This is a genomic window from Pseudomonas sp. NPDC089422 (genome assembly GCF_044749405.1).
Taxonomy (GTDB): Bacteria; Pseudomonadota; Gammaproteobacteria; order Pseudomonadales; family Pseudomonadaceae; genus Aquipseudomonas.
The window spans coordinates 70,602-88,144 of sequence record NZ_JBIVHW010000015.1; the positions used below are offsets into that span (position 1 = coordinate 70,602).

Sequence of the window (17,543 nt, forward strand, 5' to 3'; positions counted from 1 at the left end):
GCGTATTCCTTCAGGGCCGCAGGTAGGTGGTCTTGACCACGGTGTAGAAGTCGCGGGCGTACTGGCCCTGTTCGCGGGGGCCGAAGCTCGAAGCTTTGCGCCCACCGAACGGTACGTGGTAGTCGGTGCCGGCGGTGGGCAGGTTGACCATCACGCAGCCGGTCTGGGCGCCGCGTTTGAAGGCGCTGGCGTGGCGCAGCGACTGGGTGATGATGCCGGCGGTCAGGCCGTATTCGGTGTCGTTGAGCGTGGCCAGCGCCTCGTCGAAGTCACGTACGCGGATCACGCAGGCGATCGGGCCGAACACTTCCTCGCGGTTGATGCGCATGTCGTTGCGGCTGTCGATGAACAGCGCCGGGCGCATGTAGTAGCCGTCGCTTTCCAGCTGCAGGCGTTCGCCACCTTCGATCAGGGTGGCGCCTTCGTCCTGTGCCAGCTGCAGGTACGCCAGGTTCTGTTCCAGCTGGCGCGCATCGGCCACCGGGCCGATTTGCACGCCGGCCTGCAGGGCATGGCCGACCTTGAGCTGGCGCATGCGCAGGCGCAGGGCCTCGACGAAGCGGTCGTGGATGCCTTCGCAGACGATCAGCCGTGAAGAGGCCGTGCACTTCTGCCCGGTGCCGAAGAAGGCGCCGTTGAGGGCGCATTCCACCGCCAGGTCGAGGTCGGCATCGTCCATCACCACCAGGGCGTTCTTGCTGCCCATTTCCAGCTGGCAGCGCACCAGGTTGCCCGCCGTGGCGACTGCGACGCGGCGCCCGGTCTGCAACGAGCCGGTAAAGGTCAGGGCGTCGATCTCGGCCGACTGCACCAGGGTTTCGCCGACGCTGGCGCCGCTGCCCATGACCAGGTTGAAGGTGCCATTGGGCAAGCCCTGGCGGCTGATGATTTCGGTCAGCGCCCAAGCGCTGGCCGGCACCAGGTTGGCCGGCTTGAACACCACGGCGTTGCCGAAGGCCAGCGCGGGGGCGATCTTCCAGGCGGCGGTGGCCATGGGGAAATTCCACGGGGTGATGATGCCGACCACACCCACCGGTTCGCGATGCACTTCGATGTCGATGCCGGGGCGCACCGACGCGGCGGTCTCGCCCATCTGGCGCAGCACTTCGGCGGCGTAGTAATGGAAGAACTGGCCACTGCGGGCGACTTCGCCGATGCCTTCGGCCAGCGGTTTGCCTTCTTCACGGGAGAGCAGTTCACCGAGCTCCTGCTTGCGTGCAATCAGCTCGTCACCGATGGCCATCAGCACCTGCTGACGGGCCTCCAGGCCGCTGGCGGCCCACTTCGGCTGGGCGGCGCGGGCGGCCTGGATCGCCTGGCGGGCTTGTTCGGCGCTGGCCTGGTGGTATTCGCCGATCAGGTCGCGGGTGTCCGAGGGGCTGTGGTTGCCCAGGGTGGCGTGGCCTTCGCACCACTGGCCATCGATGTAGTTCTTGTAGGTGTTGAGTGACATGGATGAAAGCCTCTGTTTGCCTGGCGTCCATCTTGCGAGCAATATGCAGCAAATAAAAATTAATAAAAAAAATGCTTTGATAAGGAATGCTAACCATGTTGCCCGAGCTGAAAATCGCCCAGCTGCGCTATTTCCTGCTGGTTGCTGAACTCAAGAGCTTCCACGCCGCAGCGCGCCAGGCCTTTCGCACCCAGCCGGCGATATCGCTGGCGGTGCGCGAGCTGGAGCAGAAGCTGGGCCAGGCGCTGGTCGAGAAGGGCGGCGGCCGGGTTGAGCTGACCCCGTTCGGCGAGCATTGCCTGCCGTTGTTTCGCGGCCTGATCGAGCACCACGACCGCATTGCCCGCGAGGCCACCTTGCTGGCCCGCCACGAGATCGGCCAGGTCAGCATCGCCACCGTGCCGTCGGTGGCCAGCCGCATGTTGCCTGGGCCATTGGCGCGGTTCGTCGCCGAGCACCCGAATGTGCAGGTCAGCATCCAGGACGGCACGGCCGAGCGCGTCCAGCAGTTGCTGGCCCAGGGGCAGGTGGACTTTGGCATCAGCAGCCTGTGGCAGGAGGACGAGCAGCTCGACTTTTCACCGATCGTCAATGACCAGGTGGGCGTGGTGTGCCGCGCCGACCATCCGCTGGCGCAGGCCGGCGTTGCCCTGCACTGGTCGCAGTTGCAGGGCGTGCCGATGGTGCGCAACGGTACCTCGCAGCTGCTGGCGGGCACCGAGGCCGAGTGCCTGCTGGGGCATAGCCGATTGTTCGTCTCCAACATGATCTCGTTGATCGCGATGCTGGAGGAGGGGGTGGGCATCAGCACCTTGCCGTACCTGGCGTTCCCCCTGGAGAACGACAAGCTGGTGTTCGTGCCGCTGATCGAACCCAAGGTCGAGCGGCACATCGGCATGCTGACGCGCAAGGGGCGCAGCTTGTCACCTGCGGCAGGGGCGTTGATGGCCTTTCTGCAGGTGCAGCTGGCAAAGGCTGAACGCTGACGCTTAGGTGCAGTACTTGAAAATTGCGCCGCACCTGGACCTGCAGGCAGCCGGTTATGCAGGCGATTTCAACGTGGTGCCCACCGACATGGACATCTACAACCCACGCTCATGGCTGAAGGACGCGCTGCTGCAACCCGAGTCGCGGGCCTGTTACCAGCAGTTGCTGGAGCAGGGCTGGGGCGATGCCATTCGCCACCTGCACCCCGACGAGCGCGTGTACACCTTGCCCCGGTGTGGGTCGAGCTGGCGACTCGCCGGCAGGCATGAGCCCCTTCAAGGTGGAATGGCATAACCGAAAATCAGGCAATTGACTGCGCAAATGTCGCTGTAACCCCTGCAGGCGAGGCCTTAGGCTTTTCGCATGGAGCAAGACACCGCTCGATGCCATGGCTGGCAGGCCCAGCCGAAAACAATAAGGAGTTACCGCATGTCCGCATTCAAGTTTGCCGGTGTGAACCTGGCCATCACCACGCCGTTCGATGCACAGGGCAAGATCGACTACGCACGCTTCGAGAGCCTGATCGAGCGTTACCTCGCCGCCGGTGTGCATGGCCTGGTGCTCAGCTCCGGAACCGGGATGCATGTGTACCTGAGCAAGGATGAATCCAAGGAACTGGTGGCATTCGGCGCCAAGGTCATCAACGGCCGCGCACGGGTGATCGCGCAGACCTCCGCGCTGCTGGTCGAGGAGGTGGTCGAGCGCACCCGTCACGCCAAGGACTGCGGTGCCGATGGTGTGATGGTGCTGCCACCGTTCTTCGAAGGCCCGACCGATGACCAGGGCATCATCGATTTCTACTCGACCGTGGCTCAGGCCGGCTTGCCGATCATCGGCTACAACGTGCCACAGGCCGTGGGTGTCGAGGTGACGCCCGCGCTGTTCAGGCAACTGAGCGAGATCCCCAACTTCGTCTCGGTCAAGGACAGCAGCGGCGACCTGGCGGCCCAGGCCTCGCTGGCGCGCACCGGGCTGCCGACCATGAACGGCGCCGACCCGCTGGTGCCCTATGCGCTATTTGCCGGTGCTGCGGGGCTTATCTGGGGCGGTGCGAACATGGCGCCGAAGACCTGCGTGGCCCTGGCCAATGCCGCCAGAGAGGGCAAGTGGGCTGACGTGCAGCAGATCTGGAAGCACCTGGCCCCAGTGATGTCGCTGATCTGGCAGGGCGACTATGTGCAGTCGGTGTATGCCGGTGCGCAGATCATGGGCTTTGACGCTGGCAACCCGCGCCGCCCGCTGCGGCGTCTGGCCGAGGAAAAGCTGGGCGCGCTGCGTGAAGCACTGGCGCCGCTGATCGACCACGAAGCTTCGGCTTCCTGACCGGGCGGACTGCGAGCATGTACGTTGCCTCGAAAATGCCCAGCAATCATGGCAGCTCCGGCTGGGCTGAGATGTTGCCACCGCGTTTGCCCAACGCCGCACTGGACTGTGCCGTCAGCGCCGATGTGGCGATCATCGGTGGCGGCTTTGCCGGCTTGTCGGCAGCCCGCCAGCTGATGCGCCGGGACACAGGCCTGAAAGTGGTGCTGCTCGAAGCCGGCATCGTCGGCGAAGGCGCCTCGGGGCGCAATTCGGGCTTCATCATCGACCTGCCCCACGAGGTTTCTGCCGAAGGCCTCGGCGGCGGTTCGCTCGATCGTGCCAGGCGCGACATCAAGATGTACCGCACGGCCATCGACATGGGCCACGAACTGGCCGAGGCGCACGGTTGGGGCAAGGAGGTGTTCGACCCTTGCGGTCGCTTCAGTGTCGCCCGCGGTACGCAAGGGGACGCGCACATCCTGTCGTATGCCAGGCAGCTGGACGCGCTGGGCGAGCCTTGCGAACTGCTCGACACCCGCCAGATCGGCGCGGTGACCGGCAGCCCGGCCTACACCTCGGGCCTGTTCATGCCTGGCACAGTGATGATCCAGCCGGTGGCCTATGTGCGGCGTTTTGCCGATGCGTTGGCAGGCTCGCTGCGGGTGTTCGAGCAGACACCTGCCTTGTCGTTCAAGCAGGTGGGCGGCGCCTGGGTCATCAAGACACCGAAGGGTGTGGTCACTGCGGGCAAGATCATCCTCGCCAACAACGGCCACGCCCAGAGCTTCGGCTTCTTCAAGGGCCAACTGCTGCACGTGTTCACCTATGCCTCGCTGACCGAACGTTTCGACCCCAAGCGCCTGCCAGGCCAGCGTACCTGGGCGGCGACCCCGGCCTTGCCGATGGGCACCACGGTGCGCCGCATCAGCGATGGCGAGAGTGACCGCATCCTGGTGCGCTGGCGCTACAGTTACAACCCGAGCCTGACCATTGGCGACAGCCAGGTGGACAGTGCCGGGCGGGTGCACGACGGCAAGTTCCTCACGCGCTTCCCGAGCCTCAAGGGGCTGCGCATGGAGTACCGCTGGGGCGGCCCGATGGCGCTGACCTGGAACAGCGTGCCGGCGTTTGGAGAGGTGGAACGCGGTGTGTTCGCGGCCTGTGGTTGCAATGGGCTAGGGGCGTCCAAGTCCAGTGCTGCGGGGATCGCGGCAGCCGACCAGGCCTTGGGTGTGCGCAGCGAACTGGTGGAAATCTTCACCGGCTTCGACAAACCCAGGCAGTTGCCACCGCAACCTTTCCTGACTATCGGTGCAAAGGCCAACATGAAGCTCAAGGAACTACGGGCTGGTGATGAGTGACGCTCCTGCAAAGCGCGCGCAGGATTTGAGTGCAGCGTTCCGTATAGACTGGGGCATCCCCTGCGAAGCGAGATCCACGTGTTCAACTTCCTGGTCATCGTGTTTCCCTACTTCAACGCCGCCGCCACCACGGCGTTCGTCGACCCGTTCCGGGCGGCCAACTACCTGAGCGGGGAAAGCCGCTTCCACTGGCAGTTCGCCTCGGTCGAGGGCGGCGGTATCCGCGCGTCCAACGGCATGGACCTGTTCACCCCGTCCCTGGCCAGCGTGCGCGATCAGCCTTGGGACCTGATCGTGGTGTCGTGCAGCTGGGCACCGGAGCAGCACCACAGCACCCACCTGCAAGGGGCGCTGCGGGCCTGGGCCAGCAAGGGCTGCATGCTGGCCGGCCTGGACACCGGCACCTTCCTGCTGGCCGAAGCCGGCTTGTTGGCGGGGCGCCGGGCTACCGCGCACTACGAGCATATCGACGCCTTGCTCGAACTGTATCCGGACGTGACCATCGTCGAGGACCTGTATGTCTTCGACCAGAACCGCATCACCTGTTGTGGCGGCGCTGCCTCCACGGATGCGGCGCTGCAGCTGATCCGCAACCTGCAGGGCGAAACCGTGGCCAACGAAGCGGCTCGCTACGTGTTCCACCAACAGTTCCGACCCGGCAGCAGCCAGCAGAACCCGGAAGCCCGGCAACCGCTTGGGCACACCATTCCGCTGGCGGTCAGGCAAGCGATCAAGCTGATGGAGCGGCACCTGGAAGAGGTGATCAGCATCCCCGACCTGTGCGAGCAGGTGGGCATTTCCCAACGCCAGCTCGATCGCCTGTTCCGCCAGGTTGTGCACAAGAGCCCGGCCTTGTACTACCGCGACATCCGCCTGGACCGGGCGCGTGGCCTGGTGACCCAGACCGACCTGGCGCTGACCAAGGTCGGGGTCGCTTCGGGCTTCCCCAACCAATCGCATTTCTGCCGCATCTACCGTGAACGCTTCGGCCTGACCCCGCGCCAGGATCGTCAGGAAGGGCGGGTGCCGTTCGACTATCGGGCCTGGCCGATGCATCAGCAGGGCAAGCCCGCTAGTCGCCAATAGAGGGTCTCATGTCTAAAAACGACAATGGCGAAAACTGAATAAAACACGGCGTAATTTGCACATTTAATCCCCCCGGCCCGGATCACTATCAACGCCACAGAGCAGGCAAAAAACCATTGCCTGTCACAATAAAAGGGCCGTTGATATGTCTGATCTGATCCATCCTCGCCAATTCGAATCGATCAAGCAGGGTTATGACCCGGACCCGCTGCGCTCCCAGTCCCTGCGTGCCGAGGCCTATGTAGACCCCGAGTGGTTCCGCCTCGATCAGCAGGCCATCCTCGCCAAGAGCTGGCAGTGGGTGTGCCACGTGGAAAAGGTCCGTGAGCCCGGCGCCTATACCACGGTGGACATCGCCGGCCACCCGATTGCGGTAGTGCGTGACCAGGAAGGCGTACTGCGGGCCTTCTACAACGTTTGCAAGCACCGCGCCCACCCGGTGCTGCAAGGTGAAGGCAAGACCCGGCGGATCGTCTGCCCATACCACTCCTGGTGCTATGGCCTCAACGGCGGGCTGGTCGCCGCGCCGCATGTCGGCGGGCTCAAGGACTTCAACAAGGAAGAGATTCACCTGACCCCGGTGCAGGTCGAGGAATTCTGTGGCTTCGTCTACGTCAACCTCGACCCGCAGGCCACGCCGCTGCGCGAGCAGTCCGGCGACCTGGCCAAAGAGATCCTGCACTGGGCGCCGGATATCGAGAAACTCACCTTCGCCCACCGCCTGACCTACGAGATCAAGTCCAACTGGAAGAACGTGGTCGACAACTTCCTCGAGTGCTACCACTGCCCGACCGCGCACAAGGACTTCTGCACCCTGGTCGACATGGACACCTACAAGGTGCAGACCCACGGTATCTACTCCAGCCACATGGCCGAAGCCGGCAAGGGCCAGAACTCGGCCTACGACGTGTCCAAGGCCAGCGTGCGCACCCATGCGGTGTGGTGGCTGTGGCCCAACACCTGCCTGATGCGCTACCCCGGCCGCAGCTCGATGATCGTGCTGAACATCGTGCCCATGGGCCCTGACCGCACCTTCGAGACCTACGACTTCTTCCTCGAAACCCCTGAACCGGACGACATGGAAAAAGAGGCCATCCGCTACCTGGATGAAGTGCTGCAGGTCGAAGACATCTCGCTGGTGGAGAACGTCCAGCGTGGCATGCAGACCCCGGCCTTCGACCAGGGCCGGATCGTCACCGACCCGAACGGCTCGGGCAAGTCCGAGCACGCCTTGCACCACTTCCACGGGCTGGTACTGGATGCCTACGCACGTTGCGTCAAGCCATGAGCGGCGGCCTTGCCGCCCAAGTCCCCCACATGAAACCGTGAGCCTCGCCATGCCAAAGTCTGTCATCATCACCTGCGCCACCACCGGTGGCGTGCACACCCCGACCATGTCGGAATACCTGCCGATCACCCCGCAGGAAATTGCCGATTCTTCCATCGAGGCCGCCGAAGCCGGGGCTTCGATCATCCACCTGCATGCCCGCAACCCCGAAACCGGCAAGCCGGACCCGCGCCCGGAGCTGTTCCAGGATTTCATGGGGCAGATCCACCGCCAGAGCGATGCGGTATTGAACGTGTCCACCGGCGGCGGCCTGGGCATGACCCGCGAGGAGCGCCTGCGTGCGGCGCTGGCGGTGAGCCCGGAGATGGCCTCGCTGAACGTCGGCTCGATGAACTTCGGCATCTTCCCGATGAAGGCCAAGTATTCGAACTGGAAGCATGACTGGGAACCGGCCTTCCTCGACAGCACCCGCGACTTCATCTTCCGCAACACCTTTGCCGACATCGAATACATCGTCAAGGAGCTGGGCGAAGGCCACGGTACCCGCTTCGAATTCGAATGCTACGACCTGGGCCACCTGTACAACCTGGCGTGGGTCATCGACCAGGGCTGGGTCAAGCCACCGTTCCTGATCCAGATCGTGTTCGGGGTGCTGGGTGGCGTCGGCGCTGACCTGGACAACCTGATGCACATGCACACCGTGGCGCAGAAGCTGTTCGGCAAGGATTACGAATGGTCGGTACTGGCGGCAGGCAAAAACCAGATGGCCTTTGCCACCCAGGCGGCAATGCTCGGCGGCAACGTGCGGGTCGGCCTGGAAGACAGCTTGTTCATCGGTGCTGGCGAGAAGGCCAGAAGCAATGCCGAGCAGGTGCTGAAGATCCGCTCGATCATCGAAAACCTCGGGCTCAAGGTGGCCACGCCTGCAGAAGCCCGGGCGCGTCTGGGCTTGAAAGGGCGCGACAAGATCACCTTGTGATTCGCGATGGGGATACGCCATGCATAACAAAATGTTGATCAACGGCGAGCTCGTTGAAGGCGCCGCTGCGCCCCTGGCTGTCATCGACCCGGCCACCGGGGAAGAGATTGTCAGCGTCGGGCAGGCGGATGACGCTCAGCTGGACTGCGCCGTGCGCAGCGCCCATGAAGCCTTCGCGTCGTATTCGAAGACCACCCCGGCGCAGCGTGCCGCGCTGCTGCAGGACATTGCCGGGGTCATCGAAACCCATGCCGAAGAACTGGCGGCGCTGGAAAGCCAGAACGTCGGCAAGCCCTGGCCATCGGCACTGCATGACGAGATGCCGCTGACCCTCGACACCTTCCGTTTCTTTGCCGGTGCGGCACGCACCCTGGCGGGTGTCGCGGCGGGCGAGTATGTGACCGGGCACACCAGCCTGATCCGGCGCGACCCGATCGGCCCGGTGGCGGCCATCGCGCCGTGGAACTACCCGCTGATGATGGCCGCCTGGAAGCTGGCGGCGCCGCTGGCGGCCGGTTGCAGCGTGGTGCTCAAGCCTTCCGAGGTGACCCCGCTGTCGACTTTGCGGCTGGGGCAGCTGCTGGCGGACGTGGTGCCCAAGGGCGTCATCAATATCGTCCACGGGGTCGGCAGTTCGACCGGCGCTCGGCTGATCAATGCCGAGGGCATCGAAGCCGTAAGCATCACCGGTTCGCCGGCGACCGGCAGCGCGGCCATGCGCGCCGCTGCGCAACAGATGCGTCAGGTGCATGTCGAGCTGGGTGGCAAGGCACCGGTCATCGTCTTTGAGGATGCCGATATCGAAAAACTGGTCGCCACCTTGCGTGCCACGGCGTTCTTCAATGCCGGCCAGGATTGCGCCCAGCCTTGCCGGGTGCTGGTGGCCAGCAAGGTCTATGACCGCGTGGTCAGTGCCTTGGCCGAAGCGGCGGCGACGATCAAGGTCGGCGCACCCAGGGCCGCCGGCACAGAGATGGGGCCGTTGGTGACCGAACTGCACCGGCAACGGGTAGCCGGTTTCGTCGAGCGCGCCCGGGCCTATGCCGAGGTCGTGACGGGGGGCACGGTCGAGCCCGGAGGAGGGTTCTTCTACAGCCCGACCGTGATTGCCGATGTCGACCATCACGCGGAGATCGCCACCCAGGAGCTGTTCGGCCCGGTGATTTCGGTGTCGCGCTTCAGCGAAGGGCAAGACCCGATCGCGATCGCCAACGCCACCCGCTATGGCCTGGCCTCGTCGCTGTGGACCCGTGACAGTGGCCGCGCCATGGAGGCCAGCAGCCGACTGCGCTACGGCTTCACCTGGGTCAATACCCACGGTGTGGCCACGCCGGAAATGCCCTGGGCCGCGATGAAAGGCTCAGGCCACGGCTGCGACATGTCGGTGTTCGCGCTCGACGCGTACACCAGTGTTCGCCACGTCATGCTCGCGCACGGGTGATCAGCATGGCCCCATCGCTGGCCTGTGACGCGGCGCGTTTCATTACCGGGCAGTGCTTCGTCGTGACGGCGGCCTGACCCGTGCATCCCCCCTGCAACCGAGGTTCTTCTGATGAGTGAATTCCAAAATGTCGCGGTAATTGGCGCGGGTGTGATCGGTGCCAGCTGGGCCGCGCTGTTCCTGGCGTCCGGGCGCAATGTGGCCGTGTATGACCCGTCGCCGACCCTGGAGGCTGATGTCCGTAGCTACATCGACAACGCCTGGCCGACCCTGCGCGAACTGGGCCTGGCCGATGGCGAGCCAGGCCAGCTGAGTTTCCATGCCGATGTCGCCAGCGCCGTGGCGGGGGCGGATTTCATCCAGGAAAGCGTGCCGGAGCGCATCGCCATCAAGCATGAGCTGTTCGCCAAGCTGGAGGCGGCCCTCAAGCCCGGTGCCATCGTCGCGTCGTCCGCCTCCGGCCTGCGCCTGGGCGAGATGCAGGCGGGTTGGCAGAACCCGTCGCACTTCATCCTCGGTCATCCGTTCAACCCGCCACACCTGATCCCGCTGGTCGAGGTCATGGGCAACGACAAGACAGCTGCCGGCGTGGTCGAGCAGGCCGAGCGCTTCTATGCGCTGGTCGGCAAAGTGACCATCCGGGTCAACCGTGAAGTGAAGGGGCATGTTGCCAACCGCCTGCAGGCCGCGCTGTGGCGCGAGGCCATTCACCTGGTCAAGAGCGGCGTGGCCAGTGTGGAAGACGTCGACAAGGCTGTCTGGGCTGGGCCCGGCCTGCGCTGGGCGGCCATGGGACCGACCTTGCTGTTCCACCTTGGCGGCGGGTCGGAGGGCCTGAGCTCGTTCTGCCAGAAGTACACCGAGAGCTTCCACGGCTGGTGGGACGACCTGGGCGATCCTCGCCTTGATGCGCAGACGGCTTCGATGCTGGTCGAGGGCGTGCACGATGAAGCCGGCGAGCAAAGCTGGGCGACCCTCGCCACGCAGCGGGACGAACTGATCACCCGCATGTTGAAGGCGACCACGCCGCTTCGGCGCGGTTGAGAGTCGGCCCGAAGCCCACCAGGCTTCGGGCCAGTTTGCCGCTGTGCGAGGTTTGCCATGCCAGAACAATTGACCCTACAGATAACCGACCTGATTGCCGAAGCCAAAGGTGTCGTGGTCATCGAGCTGCGTTCGCCGGATGGGGCCGCATTGCCACCGTTCAAGCCCGGTGCCCATATCGAGCTGCATCTGCCGGGGGATCTGGTACGCCAGTTTTCGCTGTGCAATGACGCCCGCGAAACCCATCGCTACTGCGTGGGCGTTGGCCTGTCGCCCGTCAGCCGCGGCGGCTCGCGGCACGTGCACCAGTCGCTGCGGGTGGGCGACACGCTGACAGTCAGCGCGCCACGCAACCATTTCCCGCTGGCGGAAGACGCCCCGGGTTTCGTGTTTTTCGCGGGCGGCATCGGCATCACGCCGGTGTGGTCGATGATCCAGTGGTGCGAGGCCAACCAGCGCCCGTGGCATCTCTACTACCTGGTGCGCAGTCGCCAGCGGGCGGCGTTCCTGGAGCAGCTGCAGCCGTTTGGCGAGCGGGTCACCCTGCATGCCGATGACGAGGCCGGTGGGCTGTTCGATATTGCCGCGGCCATCGGCCAGCAGCCAGGCAACGTGCATTTCTACACCTGCGGCCCGACGCCCTTGATGCTGGCGGTCGAAGCCGCCGCGCACGGTTACCCCGAAGAACAGGTGCATTTCGAGTGGTTCACCCCGAAAGAGCCGAAATCCACGGCAACCGACAAGCCCTTCACCGTCCAGCTGGCGCGCAGCGGCAGGGCCTTCGAAGTGCCTGCGGAGCAAAGCATCCTCCAGGTGCTGGAAGCCAACGGCCTGCGCGTGGAAAGTTCGTGCCGGGAGGGCACCTGCGCGTCATGCGAGACCTGTGTGCTGGACGGCGTGCCGGACCACCGCGACAGCGTGCTGACGCCAGCCGAACGCAAGAGCAACGACGTGATGATGATCTGCGTCTCCCGCGCGCTGTCGCAAACCCTGGTGCTCGACCTGTAGGCCGACGCCATGACTTCTGCAAGGAACTGTTCGTGAACAACCTGCTACTGATTCACCAGGCCACCATCGGCGAAGACTGGATCGATTACAACGGGCACCTGCGCGATGCCTTCTACTTCCTGCTGTTCAGCCATGCCACCGATGCGCTGATGGACCACATCGGCCTTGACGCCGACGGCCGAGCCATCTACGGCCACACGCTTTACACGCTGGAGGCCCACATCAACTACCTGAGCGAAACCCGGCTAGGGGAGGAGGTGCAAGTGTTTACCCAGGTGATCGACCATGACAGCAAGCGCCTGCACATCGTCCATCACCTGTATCGCCCCAAGGATGGAGAACTGCTGGCTGCCAGCGAGCAGATGCTTATGAACATCGCCAGCGAAGCCGGGCGGGCGGCGAAATTCGCCACGTCCGTCGAAGCGAAGATCAGCGCGATCTTCCAGGCCCATCGAACGCTGCCGCGCCCCGGCTACTGCGGTCGCGTCATCGGCATTCGCCGCTAGCACGCATCACCCGCTGGGCCAGATAACGACAAGACTGCGTTGCCTCTGAATAACAAAAACTGCCGCTTCCCATAGCTGCCACAGAGAGGATTTGCGTCATGAAAAATGCACTGCGCGTTATGTTCTGCTCCGCCTTGGCCATGAGTGCACACACCTATGCCGCCGAGCCGCCCCAATGCCGCCTGGTGCGGATGTCCGACCCCGGCTGGACCGACATCCAGACCACCACGGCCATTGCCACCACCTTGCTGAAGAGCCTCGGCTACCAGACCAAGTCGACCCTGGTCGGGGTACCGCTGACCTTCAAGGCCCTGGCCGATGGCAAGAACATGGATGTGTTCCTGGGCACCTGGCTGCCGACCATGGAACCTGACCTCAAACCCCACCGCGACGCGGGCGCCATCGATATCGTGCGGGTCAACCTGCAGCATGCCAAGTACACCTTGGCGGTGCCGCAGACCTTGTGGGACCAAGGGCTGAAGGACTTCTCCGATATCCCCCGGTTCAAGAACGAACTGGGCGGCAAGATCTACGGCCTGGAGCCTGGCGACGGCGGCAACAACGCGGTACTCAAAGCCATCGGCGACAACGCCTTTGGCCTGAAAGACGCTGGGTTCTCGGTGGTCGCGTCCAGCGAGTCGGGCATGCTGGCGCAGGTCGAGCGTGCGCAGCGGCGCAACCAGGCGATCCTTTACCTGGGCTGGGAGCCGCACCCGATGAACACGCGCTTCAAGATGAAGTTCCTCACCGGCGGCGACGATTACTTCGGCCCCGATTTCGGCGATGCGACGGTCTACACCAGCACCCGCAAAGGCTATGCCGACGAGTGCCCGAACGTCGGGCAACTGCTGAAGAACCTGAGTTTCACCCTGGACATGGAGAACCACATCATGGGCGCCATCCTCTACGACAAGATGGAGCCGGAGGCCGCTGCCAGGGCCTGGTTGAAGCAGAACCCGCAAGTGCTCGACGGCTGGCTGGCAGGGGTGACCACCTGGGATGGCCAGCCCGGCCTTGCTGAAGTCAAAGCGCAGGTGGCGCCATGATCGAGCAGCGCAGCATCGAGTTCGTGCCCCACAGCGAGCGCTACGGCAGGCCGCGCCGGTTGTTTTCCGTGTGGTTCAGCTCCAACCTGCAGGTGACCGCGCTGATGGTCGGCACCTTGGGTGTGGCCTCCGGGCTGAGCCTGCTGTGGACGCTGGCCGGGCTGGTCATCGGCTGCATGCTGGGCACGGTGTTCATGGCCGCCCACTCGGCGCAAGGCCCGCACCTGGGCGTGCCGCAGATGATCCAGAGCCGCGCGCAGTTCGGCGTGTTCGGCGCCGCTATTCCGCTGTTGGTGATGGTGACTGCCGCGGTGCTGTTCATGGCCGCCAGCGGTGTGCTGTTGCGCGACCCGTTGAAGGCATTGCTGCCGGTCACCGACAACCAGGCGATCGTGATCGTTGCGGTCGCGACCTTCCTGATTGGCGTCGTCGGGTATGAGCTGATCCACCGCCTGGGCGCCTGGATGAGTGTGCTGTCGTCGGTGGTGTTCGGTGCTGCCTTGGTCCTGATCCTGACGCAGGCCAACGCATCAGGGACCTTCCACGGTGAAACGGGCGGCTTTTCGATGCCGGTGTTCAACCTGGTGATCGCCCAGGCCGCCTCCTGGACCTTGGGCTATGGCCCCTATGTGGCGGATTACTCGCGCTACCTGCCCGCCGATGTCGATACCCGGCACACGTTCTGGACCACCTACTTCGGTTGCGCACTGGGCTCGCTGGGCATGATGGCGTTGGGGGCCACGCTGGCAGCGGTGGTGCCTTCGGCACTGAGCGTCGACCCGGGCAGTGCGATTGCCAACCTGTTCGGCCCCTGGGCGCCCGCCGCCCTGGTCGTGATTGCCCTGGGCGTCATCCAGTACAACGTGCTGTGCCTCTACAGCGCCTACATGTCGACCACCACGATCTTCAGTGGGTTCGCCAGGCTGCAGCAGGTACGGCAGGGCACCAAGCGCCTGCTGATGGCGGTGCTGTCGGTGCTGGCCTGTGCCATTGCCACACAGACCCAGTACCACTTCGACACCTTCTTTGCCGACATCCTGATCGGGCAGCTGTACCTGTTGATTCCCTGGAGTGCGATCAACCTGGTGGATTACTACGTGGTGCGGCGGGGGAGTTACAGCATTGATGATCTTTACGATGCGCAAGGGCGGTACGGGGGGTGGAACCGCAAAACCATGATGGTGTATGGGGTTTCCATTATCGGCACGGTGCCGTTCATGAAGTTGTCGTTTTTTGAGGGGTATTTTGCGAGGTTGATCGGCGCGGATGTCAGCTGGATTGCCGGGTTGGTGCTGGCGGGGATGCTTTATTTTGTATTCAGTGGGGGGCGGGAGGGTTCGTCTTGGTCTCTGCAGCGCCTATGAGATCGAGCGCCGCCCGCGCGGCGCATCGCAGGCAAGCCTGCTCCTACATTTGTTTCGGGCCAATTATTCCTGAAGCATTGGCGCGCGGCCCCTTGTTTGTACGACGCGGTATCGAGCCATACGCCAAGGTGGCCGCGCGCGCTGCCACAGGACTCACTGGCCCGAAACAGATGTAGGAGCAGGCTTGCCTGCGATGCGCCGCGCGGGCGGCGCTCGATCTTACAGGCGCTGAAAATACCAAGGCGAACACTTCAAACTGACAACTTCATAACTTCCGCGCACGCCTGTTTCATGCCTCTTTGCGCCGTAAATAATTATATTTTTCCTACCGTTGACCCTCTCCAAATCTATCGTCTATCCTGCGCCGACAAATTGTAGACATACAGTAGACATGTCTAATTCAGTCGTCAGGGCCGCGTAAGCGCCCATTGAAAACTGCCTCGATCACAGGCTTCCCGCAAAACCGCGGGCGGCTGGCGCGCGGCTGGCTGATTGTCTGCAGTGACTCGACATAATTAATACAACAGGAGAGCTGTCGCGGTGAGTAATACAAAGTTGTCCATCGAAGATGCGCCATTAAACAACTTCCACCAATTGATGACCGTGCGCGCCGGCGGTGGCTGGATTCTCGACGGTTACATCCTCAGCATCATCGGCGTGGTGATCGTGCAGTTTTCCGATTACCTGAAGCTGGATTCGTTCTGGCAGGGCATGGTCGCTGCCTCGGCGATGCTCGGCACCTTCTGCAGCGGCTTTCTCGGCGGCTGGCTGACCGACAAGGTCGGGCGCCGCCGCTTGTTCTTCGTCGGCCCGATCCTGTTCATGGTCGGCTCGCTCGGCTCCTTGTGGGTCGAGTCGGGCATCGCGCTGTTCATCCTGCGCTTCCTGGTCGGGGTGGGCGTTGGCCTGGAATACCCGGTTGCAGGTTCGCTGCTGACCGAGTTCCTGCCGCAGAAACACCGTGGCCAGCGCCTGGCCGGGTTGACCATCCTCTGGTTCGCTGGCGCCGCGCTGTCGTACATGGTCGGCAACCTCATCCTCGCGCGCGGTGGCGATGAGGCCTGGCGCCTGGTGCTGGCCAGCTCCGCCGTGCTCGGGGCGTTGCTGTTCATCGTCCGCCTGCGCACCCCGGAATCGCCACGCTGGCTGGTGAGCAAGGGGCGTTTTGCTGAAGCCGAGCGCATCATCAAGCAGGTCTACGGGCCGTCGTACTCGCTGGCCAACATGCCCGAGCAGGCGGCAGAGCAGAAAGTCTCGCTGGGCGACTTGATGCGTTCGGGTTATGGCAAGCGCATGTTTTTCGTTGCTGTCTTCTGGAGTTCGGCGGTGGTGCCGATGTTTGCCGTGTACTCCTTCGCGCCGGTGGTTTTGCAGGCACTGAACCTGAAGGGTGACTGGGCGTCGTACGGCTCGGTGCTGATCACGCTGCTGTTCGTGGTCGGTTGCATCGTCGCGACGCGCCTGATCGACACCCTGGGGCGTCGCCCGCTGATCATCCACAGCTTCCTCTGGTCGACCCTGGCCTTGTTGGGCCTGGGCCTGTTCTCCAACAGCTCCGAAGCCCTGGTCCTGTTGATGTTCGGGGCCTATGCGCTGTTCATCGGTGGTGCCCAGGTGCTGGAGCTGGTGTATCCGAACGAGCTGTTCCCCACTGAAATCCGTGCATTCGCTGTCGGCATGGGCTCGTCCATGTCGCGCATCGGCTCTGCGGCGGGCACCTGGCTGGTGCCGGTTTCGCTGCTGCACCTGGGCATCGGCAACACCATGCTGGTTGCAGCGCTGGTATCCCTGGCGGGGTTGGTGGTGTCGGTGTGGCTGGCCCCGGAAACCCGTGGCATGAGCCTGGAGATGGCGTCTTCGCTCGAACGGTGATCACCAGGGGCCAGCTGCTCATGGCTCAGAACCCCGGGGCGATCTGGCCCTTGTAGCGGGTCAGGATGAAGTTGCGCACTTCGGGCGAGTTGAGGGCTTTGGCCAGTTTCTGGATGCCCGGGTCTTGCAGGTTGTCGGGGCGGGCAACCAGGTATTCCACGTACAGGTCCTTGCCTTTTTCGACGATCAGCGCGCTGTTGGTATCGATACCGGCCTCCAGCGCATAGTTGGCGAAGACGAAGGCCAGGTCCACCTGCTTGACCGAGCGGGCCAGCATGGCGCCTTCCAGCTCGCGGATCTTCAGGTGGCGCGGGTTGTCGGTGATGTCACGCTGGGTGGACTGCGGGTTGCTCGGGTCCTTGAGCTTGAGCAACCCGGCCTCGGCCAGCAGCACCAGGGCGCGGCCAGTATTCACCGGGTCGTTGGGGATGGCCACGCTGGCGCCCTCTGGCAGCTCGGCCAGGGTCTTGTACCGGGCTGAATAGGCACCGAACGGCTCGATGTGCACGCCCACCACCGGGACCAGGTCGGTATGCCGGGTCTGGTTGAAATCGTTGAGGAACGGCCGGTACTGGTAGTAGTTGGCGTCCAGGTGCTTCTGCGCCAGTTGCAGGTTGGGCTGGATGAAGTCGTTGAACACCTTGATGTCCAGGTCCACGCCTTGCTTGGCCAGGGTCGGTTTGACGAACTCGAGGATCTCGGCGTGGGGTACCGGTGTGGCGCCGACTACCAGGTGTTCAGCGGCCTGGGCGCTGAAGGCGATGAAGGCGGCGAGGGCAGTGAGGGTCTTTTTCATGAGGGGG

15 protein-coding genes and 1 pseudogene are annotated in these 17,543 nt (G+C 64.0%); 14 read left to right on the plus strand and 2 right to left on the minus strand.

Annotated features, from left to right (window positions below):
• Positions 1-10 precede the first annotated feature (10 nt).
• A complete protein-coding gene (locus ACIPZ8_RS24360) occupies positions 11-1,453 on the minus strand; it encodes an aldehyde dehydrogenase family protein (protein WP_400728663.1) in 1,443 nt (480 codons plus the stop codon).
• 95 nt (positions 1,454-1,548) lie between these two features.
• On the opposite strand from ACIPZ8_RS24360, the gene ACIPZ8_RS24365 reads away from it, so the two are divergent.
• From ACIPZ8_RS24365 to ACIPZ8_RS24430, 14 genes and pseudogenes are all read left to right on the plus strand, one after another.
• Positions 1,549-2,439, plus strand: a complete 891-nt coding sequence (locus ACIPZ8_RS24365; RefSeq protein ID WP_400728666.1) for a LysR substrate-binding domain-containing protein — start codon at positions 1,549-1,551, stop codon at positions 2,437-2,439.
• A 58-nt stretch (positions 2,440-2,497) separates the two neighbouring features.
• A pseudogene (locus ACIPZ8_RS24370) lies at positions 2,498-2,665 on the plus strand (exodeoxyribonuclease III); the annotation flags it as partial.
• A 204-nt stretch (positions 2,666-2,869) separates the two neighbouring features.
• Complete coding sequence (locus ACIPZ8_RS24375) at positions 2,870-3,763, plus strand: dihydrodipicolinate synthase family protein (protein WP_400728669.1); 894 nt, start codon at positions 2,870-2,872, stop codon at positions 3,761-3,763.
• 17 nt (positions 3,764-3,780) lie between these two features.
• Positions 3,781-5,106, plus strand: a complete 1,326-nt coding sequence (locus ACIPZ8_RS24380) for an NAD(P)/FAD-dependent oxidoreductase (RefSeq protein ID WP_400728671.1) — start codon at positions 3,781-3,783, stop codon at positions 5,104-5,106.
• Between the two features lie 78 nt (positions 5,107-5,184).
• The gene (locus tag ACIPZ8_RS24385) at positions 5,185-6,192 is read left to right on the plus strand and encodes a GlxA family transcriptional regulator (RefSeq protein WP_400728674.1); all 1,008 of its coding nucleotides are present in this window, start codon (positions 5,185-5,187) and stop codon (positions 6,190-6,192) included.
• A gap of 145 nt (positions 6,193-6,337) precedes the next feature.
• Positions 6,338-7,480, plus strand: a complete 1,143-nt coding sequence (locus ACIPZ8_RS24390; RefSeq protein ID WP_294335461.1) for a ring-hydroxylating oxygenase subunit alpha — start codon at positions 6,338-6,340, stop codon at positions 7,478-7,480.
• Positions 7,481-7,529: 49 nt separating this feature from the next.
• Positions 7,530-8,459: a 3-keto-5-aminohexanoate cleavage protein gene (locus tag ACIPZ8_RS24395; RefSeq protein WP_294335463.1), complete on the plus strand. Its 930-nt coding sequence runs from the start codon at positions 7,530-7,532 to the stop codon at positions 8,457-8,459.
• Between the two features lie 19 nt (positions 8,460-8,478).
• Complete coding sequence (locus ACIPZ8_RS24400; protein ID WP_400728676.1) at positions 8,479-9,900, plus strand: aminobutyraldehyde dehydrogenase; 1,422 nt, start codon at positions 8,479-8,481, stop codon at positions 9,898-9,900.
• A 111-nt stretch (positions 9,901-10,011) separates the two neighbouring features.
• Positions 10,012-10,944 (plus strand): 3-hydroxyacyl-CoA dehydrogenase NAD-binding domain-containing protein, encoded by a 933-nt coding sequence (locus ACIPZ8_RS24405; RefSeq protein ID WP_400728679.1) that lies wholly within the window; start codon positions 10,012-10,014, stop codon positions 10,942-10,944.
• Positions 10,945-11,001: 57 nt separating this feature from the next.
• Positions 11,002-11,952: a PDR/VanB family oxidoreductase gene (locus tag ACIPZ8_RS24410; protein WP_400728682.1), complete on the plus strand. Its 951-nt coding sequence runs from the start codon at positions 11,002-11,004 to the stop codon at positions 11,950-11,952.
• Positions 11,953-11,984: 32 nt separating this feature from the next.
• Positions 11,985-12,458, plus strand: coding sequence for a thioesterase family protein (locus ACIPZ8_RS24415; RefSeq protein WP_400728685.1), 474 nt, complete (start codon positions 11,985-11,987; stop codon positions 12,456-12,458).
• Between the two features lie 98 nt (positions 12,459-12,556).
• Positions 12,557-13,504 carry a choline ABC transporter substrate-binding protein gene (gene choX / locus ACIPZ8_RS24420; RefSeq protein WP_400728688.1) on the plus strand — a complete coding sequence of 316 codons (948 nt, stop codon included), beginning with the start codon at positions 12,557-12,559 and terminating at the stop codon, positions 13,502-13,504.
• The gene (locus ACIPZ8_RS24425) at positions 13,501-14,868 is read left to right on the plus strand and encodes a purine-cytosine permease family protein (RefSeq protein ID WP_400728691.1); all 1,368 of its coding nucleotides are present in this window, start codon (positions 13,501-13,503) and stop codon (positions 14,866-14,868) included. Before choX ends, ACIPZ8_RS24425 begins: the two co-directional genes overlap by 4 nt.
• A 540-nt stretch (positions 14,869-15,408) precedes the next feature.
• Positions 15,409-16,740, plus strand: a complete 1,332-nt coding sequence (locus ACIPZ8_RS24430; RefSeq protein ID WP_400728694.1) for an MFS transporter — start codon at positions 15,409-15,411, stop codon at positions 16,738-16,740.
• A 25-nt stretch (positions 16,741-16,765) separates the two neighbouring features.
• Here ACIPZ8_RS24430 and ACIPZ8_RS24435 read toward each other — a convergent pair whose 3' ends face one another.
• Positions 16,766-17,536, minus strand: coding sequence for a MetQ/NlpA family ABC transporter substrate-binding protein (locus ACIPZ8_RS24435; RefSeq protein ID WP_400728697.1), 771 nt, complete (start codon positions 17,534-17,536; stop codon positions 16,766-16,768).
• Positions 17,537-17,543: the final 7 nt, after the last annotated feature.

Coding starts and splice junctions, on each gene's coding strand:
- ACIPZ8_RS24400 (WP_400728676.1), top strand. CDS start 8,479: ATGCATAACAAAATGTTGATCAACGGCGAGCTCGTTGAAGGCGCCGCT.
- ACIPZ8_RS24395 (WP_294335463.1), top strand. CDS start 7,530: ATGCCAAAGTCTGTCATCATCACCTGCGCCACCACCGGTGGCGTGCAC.
- ACIPZ8_RS24360 (WP_400728663.1), bottom strand. CDS start 1,453: ATGTCACTCAACACCTACAAGAACTACATCGATGGCCAGTGGTGCGAA.
- ACIPZ8_RS24375 (WP_400728669.1), top strand. CDS start 2,870: ATGTCCGCATTCAAGTTTGCCGGTGTGAACCTGGCCATCACCACGCCG.
- ACIPZ8_RS24405 (WP_400728679.1), top strand. CDS start 10,012: ATGAGTGAATTCCAAAATGTCGCGGTAATTGGCGCGGGTGTGATCGGT.
- ACIPZ8_RS24410 (WP_400728682.1), top strand. CDS start 11,002: ATGCCAGAACAATTGACCCTACAGATAACCGACCTGATTGCCGAAGCC.
- ACIPZ8_RS24425 (WP_400728691.1), top strand. CDS start 13,501: ATGATCGAGCAGCGCAGCATCGAGTTCGTGCCCCACAGCGAGCGCTAC.
- ACIPZ8_RS24390 (WP_294335461.1), top strand. CDS start 6,338: ATGTCTGATCTGATCCATCCTCGCCAATTCGAATCGATCAAGCAGGGT.
- ACIPZ8_RS24380 (WP_400728671.1), top strand. CDS start 3,781: ATGTACGTTGCCTCGAAAATGCCCAGCAATCATGGCAGCTCCGGCTGG.
- ACIPZ8_RS24365 (WP_400728666.1), top strand. CDS start 1,549: ATGTTGCCCGAGCTGAAAATCGCCCAGCTGCGCTATTTCCTGCTGGTT.
- ACIPZ8_RS24435 (WP_400728697.1), bottom strand. CDS start 17,536: ATGAAAAAGACCCTCACTGCCCTCGCCGCCTTCATCGCCTTCAGCGCC.
- choX (WP_400728688.1), top strand. CDS start 12,557: ATGAAAAATGCACTGCGCGTTATGTTCTGCTCCGCCTTGGCCATGAGT.